This is a genomic window from Noviherbaspirillum autotrophicum (genome assembly GCF_000818395.1).
GTDB lineage: Bacteria > Pseudomonadota > Gammaproteobacteria > Burkholderiales > Burkholderiaceae_D > Noviherbaspirillum > Noviherbaspirillum autotrophicum.
Genome location: NZ_JWJG01000028.1, coordinates 3,180,770 through 3,193,229, shown reverse-complemented (window position 1 = coordinate 3,193,229; position 12,460 = coordinate 3,180,770). Strand labels below are relative to the sequence as shown.

Genomic DNA, 12,460 nt, shown 5'->3' with positions numbered 1-12,460 from the left:
CGTCGTCCTTGTCAGGTTCTATGCATTCGGTACTCTTTACCGGCGATAACAACATCACCCTGCTGCATTCCGGCGCCGAATTTTTCCCCGCGCTGATCGCCGCGGTCGATGCGGCAAAAACTGAAATCTACCTGGAAACCTATATCTTCGCCGCCGATGAAACCGGCGACGAGGTCAAGGCTGCGCTCATGCGCGCAGCCGCCCGCGGCGTGACGGTCAACGTGATCACCGACTGGCTCGGCACGGGACACCGCCAGTGCGTTCTGCTGAACCAGGAATTCCGGCTGGGGCATGTCAATCACCGCATCTTCAATTCCTGGTTCCGCCGCGGCATCACGCGGCTGCACCGCAAGATTTGCGTCGTCGACCGCGAGCTGGCTTTCCTCGGGGGCCTCAATATCAACTATGACTTGCGCTGCGATTTCGACTATGACGTGATCCTGCCCGCGCCGCGCTGGGACTTCGCAGTGCAGATTGCCGGGCCGCTGGTCGCGCACATCCACTTGGAAGTCGAGATGCAGTGGATGCTGCTGGGCGGCCTGAACCTGCGCTATCGCTGGGAAAAGTTTCGCGACAAGTGGCTCATCGCCATGCAGCGCCACGAAAATCCGATGGTGGCCGCGCTCGTGGTGCGCGACAACCTGCGCAACCGGCACACGATCCAGAAGTCTTACCTGAAGGCGCTCGGCGGCGCGCGCAAGAGCGCGTTCCTAGTCACGCCGTATTTCGCGCCGGGCCGCAAACTGCGGCGCGCGCTGGCCCAGGCCGCGTTGCGCGGCGTGGAGGTGACCTTGCTGCTGGGCGTCGGCCAGTTCCGCATCCAGGACGCCGTGGCGCACTCGCTCTATCCAAAGCTGCTCAAGAGCGGCGTGAAGGTGGTCGAATACCGCAAGACGCAATTGCACGGCAAGGTCGCCGTTGTCGACGACGACTGGGCGACGGTCGGTTCCAGCAACTGGGATGGGCTCAGTTTGCTGGTGAACCAGGAGGCCAACGTGGTGATCCGCGATGCAGGCTTTGTGCACAACTTGCGCAGCCATATCGAGCACGGCGTGGCCGACGGCATCGAGGTCCGCCTCAAGGATTACGCGAACATCCCCTGGTACAAGCGCATGTGGTACGGCGCCGCCTATCTGTTTTACCGCAGCGTGTTGCGCATCATCGCCGCCGGCAAATACGAGGACTGATCTATCAGCCGCGCTCGGCCTGCGCTTCCGCCTTGATCCAGTCGCAGAACGCCTTGACCGCCGGCCGCGCTTCGGCCTCGGGCAGGCGCAGCAGATGAAAGCGGTAAGGCCCCGGCACGCGCTGCTCGAACAGACGCACCAGTTTGCCGCTGCGCAGATCCTCGGCGATGAATGGCTCGGCCGCGATCGCCACACCCTGGCCGTTGGCCACCGCTTCCAGCGTCAGGTAGGTATGCGAAAAGCTCGGCCGGGTGCCGCCGGTATACGTAATACCGAATTCCTTGAACCAGCGCGCCCAGGAGATTTCGTCCGGAATGCGCATTTCCACTTCGTCGTGCAGCAGCGGATAGCGCAGCAGGTCGGCCGGCGTGCGCAGCTCGGGCGCCGTCGCCTTGAAAGCCGGGCTGCATACCGCCGAAAACCATTCTTCCAGCAGCAGGTCCGCCTGCAAGCCCGGGTAGGGGCCGCGCCCAAGGCGGATGGCGACATCCACGCCTTCGCGCACAAAATCGACCGGATGCAGCGAGGCGAGCACGCGCATGTCGATCTCCGGGTGCTGTTCGCGCAGGCGCCCCAGGCGCGGCATCAGCCAGCGCGCCACCAGCGACGGCACCGAGGTGACCGTCACCACCCGTTCGTCGCCCTGGCGCCTGACGGCATCCGAGACTTCGGCCAGGCTCGTCAGCAGCGGTTGCAGCGCTGCCGCATATTGCCGGCCGGCCGGCGTGAGCGTCACGCCGCGCGGCAGGCGCTGAAACAGCGACACGCCCAGCCAGCTTTCCAATTGTTTCACTTGGTGGGCGACAGCGCCGGCGGAAACATGCAGTTCTTCTCCTGCGCTTTGAAAGCCGCCGAGGCGGGCGGCTGCTTCGAAAGCGCGCACGGCGGGCAGGGGAGGCAGGCGGCTGAGCATGGGGGAAAATGGAAGGCCTAAAATATTTGGGGCTATCCAGCAAGAATATTGGTTTGTTCTTGCGAAGACAAGTCAAATACACTGGGTTACCCCCAATTTGATTTGCTCTTGATCCGACCTGACCATGTCCCGCCAATTTGCCGTCGTCCTCGTCCTGCTGTCCGCCCTCGGTTTTGGCAGCATCGCCCTGTTTGCCAAGATTGCCTATGCGGCCGGCGTCACGCCCTCCATGCTGCTGGCCTTGCGCTTCCTGCTGGCGGTGGCGATCCTGGCGCCGCTGGTCTGGTTCAAGCGGCTGCCGTTGCCGCGCGGACGGGCGCTGGCCGGCTTTGTGCTCATGGGCGCGCTTTACACGGCGCAGTCGCAAAGCTATTTCACGGCGCTCGTGTATGCCAGCAGCGGCCTGGTCGGCTTGCTTTTGTATATCTACCCGGTATTGGTGACCTTGTTCGCAGTGGCGTTTGGCTGGGAGAAACTGGACCGTCGCACCTTGACCCTGCTGGTGCTGGCGATCGCTGGCCTGGCCATCACGCTGGGCGGCGATCTCCAGGGACAGCCATTCGGAATTGCGCTCGGCATCCTGGCTGCCTGCATTTATTCAGTGTATATCGTGATCGGCGGGCGCCTGACGCAACACGCCGACCCGCTGGCGGCAACGCTGGTCGTGATGGCATCGGCGGCCGTCGGTAATGGCATGTTCGCGGCGGCCGGGAATTCGGCGCTGCCCGGCGGCGTTGCCGCATGGCTGGCCGTGGGCGCGATTGCGCTGTTTTCCACGGTAATCGCGATCGGGACTTTCCTCATCGGCATCAAGTACATCGGGGCGTCCAAGGCATCGATCATTTCGACACTGGAGCCGGTGATCACGATCTGTCTCGGTGTCGCCTTTCTGGGCGAATCGGTCAGCCTCAATCAGCTCGTCGGCGGTGCCATGGTATTGCTGGCGGTCGTCATGCTGGCGCAGCGCCCGCGCGCGCAGGCGGGCAACGAGCCGGCAGCTACACCGGCCGGCGCCTGCGCCGAATAGGGCACGCCCTTGCCGTTCCGGCGGCGGAACTCTGGCGTTATACTGGATAACTCCACATTTCCTTCCCGGTGCGGCGATGCATTTTGATCCTGACTTGCTGGACAAGCTGCGTGGCGCACGTCACATTGCCGTATTTACTGGCGCAGGCGTCTCTGCCGAGAGCGGCATTCCAACCTTTCGTGATGCGCAGACTGGATTGTGGGCCAACTTCCGGGCCGAAGACCTGGCCACGCCGGAAGCGTTCCGGCGCGACCCCGCCACCGTCTGGAAATGGTACGAATGGCGCCGCGACCTCATGCGCAACCTGCAGCCCAATGCGGCACATCTGGCTATCGCCGCGCTCGAGCGGCTGGTCCCGCGCGTTACCATGATTACCCAGAACGTCGACGGCTTGCATCACCGGGCTGGCAGCACTGATGTCATCGAATTGCATGGCAATATCTGGAACAACTTCTGCTTCCAATGCCGGAAGCCGGCCGTCCTGACGACGCCAACCTCAGATATTCCGCCGCGCTGCGCCCATTGCGACGGGATGCTGCGCCCGGGCGTGGTCTGGTTCGGCGAATCCCTGACGGCGCCGGCATGGCACCGCGCGGCGGACCTGTCCGAGCATGCGGATGTTTTCTTCTGCATCGGCACGTCCAGCCTGGTCGAGCCGGCCGCCAGCCTGCCGCGCTATGCGCAGTCGTGCGGGCGGGTTGTCATCCAGATCAATCCGGAAGCCACCATGCATGACGGATTCGCGCGCCATGTCTTGCGCGGCAAGGCTGGCGACATCGTGCCGCAACTGCTGTGCGCGGCATGGCCGGGAAACGGAGAGGGAGCCTGAGCGATGCACGATGATGAACAAGCCATCCGCAACCTGATCGCAAGCTGGATCGAAGCCTCCGCCGACGGCGACGTCGAGCGCTTGCGCCTGCTGATGGCCGACGACGTCGTTTTCCTGACGCCGTGCCAGGCGCCGCTGCGCGGCCGGGATGCCTTCATGGCGGTATTTGAAAAGGGGCTGCAGCATTACCGTATCGATGCCCGCAGCGAGGTCAGGGAAGTGCGCGTGGTCGGCGATTCCGCCTACTGCTGGACGCATCTGACGGTGACCATCACGCCCACCAAAACAGGCTTGCCGATGCGCCGCTCGGGCGATGCACTTTCCTTCCTTCAAAAACAAGCCGGCGGCAACTGGGTCATCGTACGCGACGCCAACATGCTGATGCCCGAACCAGCGCCGGCAGGCAGCATGTGATCCTGCGCACGGCTGTAAGCCTTACGCCCGGCATTGTAAAAACTGCGCGCCGCGCGCACCTCGTCATTATCTTCCCGCATCGTTCCCGCAGGCGGTTTTGGTTTGCCCCGCAATGCATCCAGGCATGGCGTGCTCGGCACAGAAGTTGCGACAGTCGCCAGCTTCGCGTTGCGTCAGCCGGCGGGGCTTTGCATTTGTTCTTGGACGCATTGCCGGTATTCCCCTCCTGACGTTGCGCGGACCAATCTTGGTTCGATGAAAAGGAGCACCCAATGTCCCTGAACTTATTCAGCGCGAAGGGCTACTCGCCCGACCAGCAGCGATTCACCTGGCGCGACATGGTCGGCAAGCCCATCAGCAAACTCGACGATGATGCATTTACCCGCGTGCGCATCATCCTGATGAATGGACTCGAAAACGATGCATTGCGCTTCCAGCATCTCGCCGCCCGCATGAGCCGCGAACTGCGCCTGTCGCTGGCGCAAATCCGGCGCACCGAGCAGCACCAGGCAACCATGATCAACTGGCTGCTCGGTTCCGATCATTCACCTCTGGAAACTACCATTGCATATGAACAGGTTGCGATCGAAGTGACTGCGGCAGTGGCGCAGCGCGAGCCCGATCCCTATATTGCACAGACCTACCGCTTCGGCTTGCTGGAAGACTTCGATCACTTGTACCGCTATTCGGCGCTGCTCGACCGGCTGGAAGGCAAGGATGCCAATAACATCCTGCAGAGCTACACCGATATCTTGCCGGGGCGTCCGACGGTCGAGGAGCACCGCGCACCGCAGGACGATCTGCGCGACCCCTATGGCCGCGACGCGGCGCCGCTGACCAAGCTGCATGCATTGACGATCACGGCCAGCGAATTCCAGACGCACGACTATTACATGAATATCGGCCCGCAGTTCGCCGATCCGGTCGCCCGCCAGCTCTATGCGGAAATCGCGTCCATCGAGGAACAGCATGTCACCCAGTACGGCTCGCTGATCAATCCGGAAGAATCGCTGCTGGAGCAATGGCTGCTGCATGAAGCGATGGAAGTCTACAACTACTACAGTTGCGTGCAGCAGGAGACCAACCCGCGCGTCAAGGCGATCTGGGAACGCTTCCTCGATTACGAGCTGGGCCATTTCCATCATGTGGCCGAACTGTTCAAGCAGCATGAAAAGCGCGATCCGGCCGAACTGTTCCCGGGCGACTTGCCCGAGCCGATCCAGTTTGCCAGCCAGCGCGACTTCGTGCGGCAGGTGCTGGCGCAGGAAGTCAACCTGCGCGCCAACGGCACCAAGTTCGTCGACCAGGCGCAGGAAAGCCAGGCATCGATCGACTATCGCACCCATCTCAATTCCGACGGATCGCCGAGCGAAACGGTCGCGGCTGGCTATATCTGGTCGCCGGGTACCGAGCTGAACCGCAAGGTCGCCGTCGCCGTTTGAGGCATGGACAAGGACAAGGAGCAGTTATGAAAGAGCAGACTCACATTGGCATGAACCGTACCGGCTTGCACATGTCGCCGTTCGATGCCGGTTCGATGCAATCGCCGGTGCCGGCATCGATGACGCCAGCGACCCCCGGCGACGATACGGCGCTGGCGGAAATGCGCAGCACCTATATCACCAGCGCCGAGCCGCTCGGATCAGTGCCCATCCCCGGCACCATCAAGGGTGCGATCGCCACGGGCATATCGGCGCTGAGCGGCCACCAGCCGCAGCTGTTGCTCGACAAACTGGGCGAGCGGCTGGCATTCGAGCGTACCGGCACGCGCCTGTACGACGCGCTGATCACCAAGTTCGAAGCGACGCAGGATGAATCGACCAGTATGACGCTGGCCGACTTGCAGCAGATCCGGCAGGACGAGGCGCGGCATTTCGCCATCGTGGGCGAGGCGATCGAATCGATCGGCGGCGATCCGACCTCGCAGACGCCGTGCGCCGACCTGGTGGGCGTGGAATCGATGGGCCTGATGCAGGCCGTGTGCGATCCGCGCACCACGATTGCGCAGTCGCTGCATGCGATCCTGGTGGCTGAGTTGGCCGACCAGGCCGGATGGGAAATGCTGATCGCATTGGCACAGGACCATAACCAGAGTGCAATGGTCACCGATTTCAATGTCGCGCTGGCCGAAGAGCGCACTCACTTGCAGCGCGTGCAGCAGTGGTTCGAGGAAGCGACGATCGGCAAGGCGATATCGGCCGGTGCCAGCATCGACGACATCGGCGACGCCAATCCCTCGCAAATACATTGAGCATGCCTGGCCCCGCCCGTTGATCTGTCCGGGCGGGCGCAGTCAGGAGTGCGCCAGCGCGGCGCTCCGCACACCCACTCCCAGTTCTGTTGTGTTATCTATAAATTTTCTTTTGATTCTTGTTGAAACGTTAATGTTCTCCACTGCGACAATGTACTGCTGCCTTTGCCCCTCAAAGGAGTCAACGCAGTTTTATTACGCCAATGGTAGAAAAAGCACGGTCAGACTATAAAATAGAGGGTATTGTAGAAATAGACAGATGCATTCACCGCTACCTCCCGCTTGATCCTCTCCATGGCCGCCCCTTCCGATTCCCTGCGTATTGACAAGTGGTTATGGGCTGCGCGTTTCTTCAAAACGCGCACGCTTGCCACTGATGCCGTCGACGGCGGCAAGGTGCGCCTGAACGGAGAGCGCGTGAAACCGGCGCGCAGCCTGAAGATCGGTGACACGCTCGATATCGACAACGGTTCGACCGAATGGGAAGTAGTCGTGCAGGACCTCGCCGAAAAACGCGGATCGGCAACGGTTGCGCAAACTCTCTATACAGAAACTGAAGCAAGCATCGCTCGACGGCAAGCCAAAGCAGAACAACGAAAATTTTTCAGAGAGCCCGGCGAGGCAATCAAGGGACGGCCAACCAAGCGCGACAGACGACAGATCGACAAGTCGTCGTACTGACAGAAAAGCCACAAAAACACGCGAGTTTGCAGCGTCTTTGCTGTACCTCACGACTAGAATCGCCCCTCTAAGTTCTCGTTTGACATTTATACTGCGGTGGATAATAGTACGAGCGTTCGCTTCAGTAATGCCGTGCGAATTTTGAAACTTTGATAGGGCACTACCTTGGCTACCAACTCGACTGACTCGCCGACCAAATTCATGCGCAAAGGTGAGCTTACTCGCGCCGCGATTCTCGATGTGGCTCTTGATCTGGCCAGCCGTGATGGACTGGAAGGATTGACCATCGGTCTGCTTGCAGACAAGATGAACATGAGCAAGTCGGGGGTATTTGCGCACTTCGGTTCCCGCGAAGACTTGCAGATCGAGGTCGTCAAACTGTACCACCATCACTTCGAACAGGAAGTGTTCTATCCAAGCATGAAAGAGCCGCGCGGCTTGCCTCGCCTGCAAACGATGTTTGCGCGCTGGGTTAAGCGAGTATCGGTCGAAATCGCCTCCGGCTGCATTTATATCAGCGGCGCGGTGGAATATGACGATCGTCCGGGGGCCATCCGCGAAGAACTCGCCGGCATGGTGCGCGCTTGGAAAAACGCATTGCGGCGCTGTGTGGTACAGACCATCGAAATGGGGCACCTGTCCGAAGAAACAGATCCCGACCAGCTGGTCTTCGAGATGTACGGTTTGATTCTGGCCCTGCATCACGACGCACGTTTCCTGAAGTTGCCCGGCAGCGTGAATCGCGCCGAAGTCGGGTTCGAACGTTTGATAGAGAGTTACCAAAACCCGCAGCCTTCCGGAAGCACCAAGCCGGCTGCAAAACAGAACCCCAAAACCGCTGCCAGAAAGTCAGCTTAAATCCAATTAGCCGTCAGGAGAAAAACCATGGGTCAATACGTCGCTCCATTGCGTGATATGCAGTTCGTGTTGCACGAGCTGCTCAAGGTGGAAGATGAGTTCAAACAACTGCCGAAGCACGCAGAGATTGACAAGGACATCATCAACCAGGTGCTGGAAGAGGGGGGCAAGTTCACTTCCCAAGTGCTGTTCCCGCTGAACCACTCGGGCGACCGCGAAGGCTGCCAGCTGGACAAGGAAACCCACGTCGTGAAGACACCGACTGGGTTCAAGGAAGCCTACCAGCAGTACGTGGAAGCGGGCTGGCCTGCGCTGTCCTGCGATCCGGAATTCGGCGGCCAGGGCCTGCCGATCGTGATCAACAATTCGTTCTACGAAATGCTGAACTCGTCCAACCAGGCATGGACCATGTACCCCGGCCTGTCGCACGGCGCGTACGAGTGCCTGCACGAGCACGGCACTCCGGAACAGAAGGCGATGTACCTGCCGAAGCTGGTGTCCGGCGAATGGACCGGCACCATGTGCCTGACCGAACCGCACTGCGGCACCGACTTGGGTCTCTTGCGCACCAAGGCTGAGCCGCAGGCTGACGGCTCTTACAAGATCACTGGCGGCAAGATCTTCATTTCCGCAGGCGAGCATGAAATGTCGTCCAACATCCTTCACCTGGTGTTGGCACGCTTGCCGGAAGCACCGTCGGGCACCAAGGGTATCTCGCTGTTCCTGGTGCCGAAGTACATTCCGAATGCGGACGGTTCGGTCGGCCCGCGCAACAACATCTTCTGCGGCGCAATCGAAGAGAAGATGGGCATCCACGGCAACTCCACCTGCCAGATGAACCTGGATGGCGCAACCGGCTGGCTGATCGGCGAGCCGAACAAGGGCCTGAACGCAATGTTCGTGATGATGAACGCTGCACGTCTGGGCGTCGGCATGCAGTCGCTCGGCCTGACCGAAGTCGCGTACCAGAACGCCGTGACGTACGCCAAAGACCGTCTGCAGATGCGCAGCCTGACCGGCCCGAAGGCGCCGGAAAAGGCGGCTGACCCGATCATCGTGCACCCGGATGTGCGCCGCATGCTGTTGACTGCTCGTGCATACGCAGAAGGCGGTCGCGCATTCTCCTCGTATGTCGCGCTGCAGATCGACCGTGAACTCAATCACCCGGATGAGCAGGTGCGCAAGGATGCCGCTGACGAAGTCGCACTGCTGACCCCGATCATCAAGGCCTTCCTGACCGATAACGGCTGGATCGCCACGTCTGAAGCGATGCAGGTCTATGGCGGCCATGGTTTCATCTCCGAGTGGGGCATGGAGCAGTATGTGCGCGATGCTCGCATCAACATGATCTACGAAGGCACCAACACGATTCAATCGCTCGATTTGTTGGGCCGCAAGATCCTGATGGATAACGGTGCTAAGCTGCGCAAGTTCGGCGACAAGGTCAAGGCGTTCGTCGAAGAGAACGGCACCAATGAGGCTCTGTCCGAATTCATCACCCCGCTGGGCGACATTGGCGACAAGGTCGGCAAGCTGACGATGGAAATCGGCATGAAGGCCTTCCAGAACCCGGACGAAGTCGGCGCAGCCGCAGTGCCTTACCTGCGCGTCGTCGGCCACATGGTTTTCGCCTACTTCTTTGCGCAAATGGCGAAGATCGCGCTGGAAAAGCAGGACTCCGGCGACAACTTCTACAAGGCGAAACTGGCAACCGCGCGCTTCTATTTTGCCCGTCTGCTGCCTGAAACCGCCATGTTGATCCGCCAGGCACGCGCCGGTTCCGCCAACCTGATGGCTCTCGAAGCAGACCTGTTCTAAGAAAAAAATAGCCACGGAGCTCCTTGGATAGTCAGTTCCGACTCTCCTCGGGCTCCGTCACCTTAATGGCAGCAAATAAAGGTTAAATCATGTCAAATTTCATCGTCAAAAAAGTCGCCGTGCTCGGCGCAGGCGTGATGGGTGCGCAGATTGCCGCCCACTGCGTCAATGCTAAAGTGCCTGTCGTGCTGTTCGACCTGCCTGCCAAGGAAGGCCCGAAGAACGGCATCGTGCTGCGCGCCATCGAAAACCTGAAAAAGCTCAGCCCGGCGCCGCTGGGCAACAAGGAAGACGCTGCGCTGATCCAGGTCGCCAACTACGAAGACAACCTCGACGTGCTCGCGGGCTGCGACCTGATCATCGAAGCGATCGCCGAGCGCATGGACTGGAAACACGACCTGTACAAGAAGGTCGCTCCGCACATCGCTCCGAACGCCATCTTCGCTTCCAACACGTCCGGCCTGTCGATCACTGCGCTGTCCGAAGGTTTCGACGCCGAACTCAAAGCGCGTTTCTGCGGCGTGCACTTCTTCAACCCGCCGCGCTACATGCACCTAGTCGAACTGATCCCGACCGTGTCCACCCGTCCGGAAATCCTCGACCAGCTCGAAGGCTTCCTCGCTTCCACGCTGGGCAAGGGCGTGGTCCGCTGCTTCGACACCCCGAACTTCGTCGCCAACCGCGTCGGCATCTTCGGCATGCTGGCCACCATCCATGAAGCCGAGAAGTTCGGCCTTTCCTGCGACGTGGTCGACGATCTGACGGGCTCCAAGCTGGGCCGCGCCAAATCGGGCACCTTCCGTACCGCCGACGTGGTCGGCCTGGACACCATGGGTCACGTGATCAAGACCATGGAAGACAACCTGAAGAACGATCCGTTCGCTGCACTCTACAAGACCCCGGACGTGGTCGCCAAGCTGATCGGTGCCGGTGCACTGGGCCAGAAGAGCGGCGCCGGTTTCTACAAGAAGGTTGGCAAGGACATCCTGCGCTTCGACTCCGCCAAGAATGACTACGTGCCGGGCGGCGCCAAGGCTGATGACATCATCGCGCGCATCCTGAAGGAAAAGGATCCGGCCAAGAAGATGAAGGCGCTGCGCGAATCGACCAACCCGCAAGGCCAGTTCCTGTGGGCGATCTTCCGCGACGCATTCCACTACATCGCTATCCATCTTGAATCGATCGCCGACAATGCACGCGACGTCGACTTCGCGCTGCGCTGGGGCTTTGGCTGGAAGACCGGCCCGTTCGAAACCTGGCAGGCAGCTGGCTGGCAGCAGATCGCGACCTGGGTGCAGGAAGACATCGACGCTGGCAAGGCAATCTGCAACACGCCGCTGCCGCAGTGGGTGTTTGACGGCCGCACCGGTGTACATACCGCTGAAGGATCCTGGTCGCCAGCCAAGAAGGCCTACGTGCCGCGTTCGAACCTGCTGGTCTATCAGCGCCAGGCATTCCGTGCACCGGTCCTGGGCGAAGGCTCAGCTGATGGTTCCACCGCTGGCACCACCGTCTTCGAAGACGATTCCGTACGCCTGTGGCACCAGAACGACGACGTGCTGATCCTGTCGACCAAGACCAAGATGCACGTCATCGGGCCGGGCGTGGTTGCCGGTATCAACAAGGCGGTCGAAGAAGCCGAGAAGAACTTCAAGGGCCTGGTGCTGTGGAATGCCGATGCGGCGGAAGGCGGAGCATTCTCCGCCGGTGCCGACCTGCAGTCGATGCTGCCGGCATTCATGGCTGGTGGCGCAAAAGCAATCGACCCGGAAGTGTCCAAACTGCAGAACGCATTCATGCGCCTGAAGTACGCGAATATCCCGGTGGTGGCTGCTGTTGCCGGCCTGGCGCTGGGCGGTGGTTGCGAACTGATGCTGCACGCTGCCAAGCGTGTTGCGTCGATCGAATCCTACATCGGCCTCGTGGAAGTGGGGGTGGGCCTGGTACCGGCGGGCGGCGGCCTGAAGGAAGCAGCTGTGCGTGCGGCCAACGATGCGAAGGGCAACGACCTGCTGCAATTCCTGAAGGTCTACTTCACCAACGCGGCGACCGCGAACGTGTCGAAGTCCGCACTGGAAGCGCAGCAGATGGGCTACCTGAAGCAAACCGACACCATCGTGTTCAATTCGTACGAGCTGCTGCACGTAGCGAAGGTGGAAGCACGCGCCATGTTCGACGCAGGCTATCGCGCTCCGGCACAGAAGCTGATTCCGGTCGCGGGTCGCTACGGCCTGGGCACCATCATGGCGCAGCTGGTCAACATGCGGGACGGCGGCTTCATCTCCGCGCACGACTTCAAGCTGGGCGCGATGATTGCAGAAGTTGTTTCCGGTGGCGATATCAACCAGGGCAGCCTGGTGAGCGAACAGTGGCTGCTCGACCTCGAGCGCAAGGCCTTCGTGGAATTGCTGAACAATCCGAAGACGCAAGAGCGCATCATGGGCATGATGCAGACCGGTAAACCCGTCCGTAACTAATCGCG

The 12,460-nt window shown here is 60.8% G+C and carries 11 protein-coding genes; 10 read left to right on the top strand and 1 reads right to left on the bottom strand.

Features of this window, described 5'->3' with window-relative positions:
* Window positions 1-20 precede the first annotated feature (20 nt).
* Window positions 21-1,187 (top strand): phospholipase D-like domain-containing protein, encoded by a 1,167-nt coding sequence (locus TSA66_RS15990; protein ID WP_040040717.1) that lies wholly within the window; start codon window positions 21-23, stop codon window positions 1,185-1,187.
* Between the two features lie 4 nt (window positions 1,188-1,191).
* Here the strand turns inward: TSA66_RS15990 and gcvA are convergent, their stop codons facing one another.
* A complete protein-coding gene (gene gcvA, locus TSA66_RS15985) occupies window positions 1,192-2,100 on the bottom strand; it encodes a transcriptional regulator GcvA (protein ID WP_040040716.1) in 909 nt (302 codons plus the stop codon).
* Between the two features lie 124 nt (window positions 2,101-2,224).
* Here gcvA and TSA66_RS15980 point away from each other — a divergent pair, with 124 nt between their 5' ends.
* The 9 genes from TSA66_RS15980 to TSA66_RS15940 all read left to right on the top strand — a co-directional run bounded on the left by TSA66_RS15980 (window position 2,225) and on the right by TSA66_RS15940 (window position 12,455).
* Window positions 2,225-3,127, top strand: a complete 903-nt coding sequence (locus TSA66_RS15980; RefSeq protein ID WP_040040715.1) for a DMT family transporter — start codon at window positions 2,225-2,227, stop codon at window positions 3,125-3,127.
* Window positions 3,128-3,203: 76 nt separating this feature from the next.
* Window positions 3,204-3,956: an SIR2 family NAD-dependent protein deacylase gene (locus TSA66_RS15975; RefSeq protein WP_040040714.1), complete on the top strand. Its 753-nt coding sequence runs from the start codon at window positions 3,204-3,206 to the stop codon at window positions 3,954-3,956.
* Window positions 3,957-3,959: 3 nt separating this feature from the next.
* Complete coding sequence (locus TSA66_RS15970) at window positions 3,960-4,370, top strand: YybH family protein (protein WP_040040713.1); 411 nt, start codon at window positions 3,960-3,962, stop codon at window positions 4,368-4,370.
* 272 nt (window positions 4,371-4,642) lie between these two features.
* On the top strand, window positions 4,643-5,812 hold the full coding sequence (locus tag TSA66_RS15965; protein ID WP_040040712.1) for a hypothetical protein: 1,170 nt from the start codon (window positions 4,643-4,645) through the stop codon (window positions 5,810-5,812).
* 26 nt (window positions 5,813-5,838) lie between these two features.
* Window positions 5,839-6,621, top strand: coding sequence for a ferritin-like domain-containing protein (locus tag TSA66_RS15960; protein WP_232429483.1), 783 nt, complete (start codon window positions 5,839-5,841; stop codon window positions 6,619-6,621).
* Window positions 6,622-6,915: 294 nt separating this feature from the next.
* Window positions 6,916-7,302: an RNA-binding S4 domain-containing protein gene (locus tag TSA66_RS15955; protein ID WP_040040711.1), complete on the top strand. Its 387-nt coding sequence runs from the start codon at window positions 6,916-6,918 to the stop codon at window positions 7,300-7,302.
* Window positions 7,303-7,503: 201 nt separating this feature from the next.
* Window positions 7,504-8,160: a TetR/AcrR family transcriptional regulator gene (locus tag TSA66_RS15950; protein WP_040042671.1), complete on the top strand. Its 657-nt coding sequence runs from the start codon at window positions 7,504-7,506 to the stop codon at window positions 8,158-8,160.
* Window positions 8,161-8,187: 27 nt separating this feature from the next.
* Window positions 8,188-9,978 (top strand): acyl-CoA dehydrogenase C-terminal domain-containing protein, encoded by a 1,791-nt coding sequence (locus TSA66_RS15945; RefSeq protein ID WP_040040710.1) that lies wholly within the window; start codon window positions 8,188-8,190, stop codon window positions 9,976-9,978.
* Between the two features lie 89 nt (window positions 9,979-10,067).
* A complete protein-coding gene (locus TSA66_RS15940) occupies window positions 10,068-12,455 on the top strand; it encodes a 3-hydroxyacyl-CoA dehydrogenase/enoyl-CoA hydratase family protein (protein WP_040040709.1) in 2,388 nt (795 codons plus the stop codon).
* Window positions 12,456-12,460 lie beyond the last annotated feature (5 nt).